The 1,153-nt window shown below is 58.3% G+C and carries 2 protein-coding genes and 1 pseudogene; all 3 read left to right on the forward strand.

Annotated elements, in window-relative coordinates:
* Positions 1 to 491, forward strand: a 491-nt coding sequence (locus tag LB462_RS30880; RefSeq protein ID WP_224515936.1) for a carbohydrate ABC transporter permease, incomplete at its 5' end; no start/stop codon positions are given.
* Positions 491 to 898, forward strand: a complete 408-nt coding sequence (locus LB462_RS30885; RefSeq protein WP_224515938.1) for a DUF2160 domain-containing protein — start codon at positions 491 to 493, stop codon at positions 896 to 898. The genes LB462_RS30880 and LB462_RS30885, both read left to right, overlap by 1 nt.
* Positions 899 to 964: 66 nt before the next feature.
* Positions 965 to 1,153: pseudogene (locus tag LB462_RS30890) on the forward strand (carbohydrate ABC transporter substrate-binding protein); the annotation flags it as partial.

Raw genomic sequence — 1,153 nt, forward strand, 5'->3', positions numbered from 1 at the left:
TGACCAACCGCATGGCACCGCCTGCCGTGTTTGCGTTGCCGTTCTTCCAGCTCTATTCGGCCTTTGGCCTGATCGACACGCATATCGCCGTGGCGCTGGCACATTGCCTGTTCAACGTACCGCTCGCCGTGTGGATCCTCGAAGGTTTCATGTCCGGGGTGCCCAAGGAGATTGATGAAACGGCGTATATCGATGGATATTCATTCCCGCGCTTCTTCGTGAAGATCTTCGTCCCGCTCATCGCCAGCGGCATCGGCGTTGCTGCCTTCTTCTGCTTCATGTTCTCATGGGTGGAACTGCTGATTGCCAGAACCTTGACGACGACTGCTGCCAAGCCGATCGCTGCCATCATGACCCGCACGGTTTCGGCTTCCGGCATGGATTGGGGCGTTCTGGCTGCGGCCGGTGTGCTGACCATCATCCCGGGCGCCATCGTTATTTACTTCGTCCGCAACTACATCGCCAAGGGCTTCGCCCTGGGGAGGGTATAATGGAAACGACTAGGCGTTGGCCTGTAGTGCTGGGGGCAGTCGTCGCCGCTTTTGCAATCATGGTCGGGCTGCTTGTGGGAGCGGTCCCTTTCAAGGATGGCGCGCGTGACTGGTTCGCGCCGCTGATCAAAGGCGGTTGGATGGCCTGGACGTTCCCGACCGCACTGTTTTTCTTGACTATTTTCTTTCTGATGTCGCTGATGGCCGTATGGGAATATGCCTCGCCGGGCGGCAATCCGCGCATCGGCATCCTGCGCTTTGAAACCACGCGCGGCGACCGGTTGTTCGTGTCGCTGCTCGGCAGCGCCTTCATTCATCTCGCCTGGCTCGGACTTGTCGGTCCGAACCTCTGGTGGGCTTTGGCTTTATCCGTGGTCTACGCCATCGGCGTATTCCGCTTCGTTTAGAAATTAAGTGTAGGGCATCCCGCCCCGCACTTGACGATGCAATCGCAACTCTGGGAGGACAATATTATGCGAACGCGAATTTTAACGACAACGACAGCCTTGGCGCTGCTGTTCGGTGCAGGCAGTGCCTGGGCCGGAATGGACGAAGCCAAGGCATTCCTTGACAAGGAAATTGGCGACATGTCGACCCTCGACAGGGCGGCGCAGGAAAAGGAAATGCAGTGGTTTGTCGATGCGGCGAAGCCCTTCGCCGGT

The sequence above is a fragment of the Phyllobacterium chamaecytisi genome, from assembly GCF_020164455.1.
GTDB lineage: Bacteria > Pseudomonadota > Alphaproteobacteria > Rhizobiales > Rhizobiaceae > Phyllobacterium > Phyllobacterium chamaecytisi.

What these genes read in the sequence shown, in the direction of transcription:
- LB462_RS30885 (WP_224515938.1), top strand. Translation starts at nt 491, where the DNA reads ATGGAAACGACTAGGCGTTGGCCTGTAGTGCTGGGGGCAGTCGTCGCC.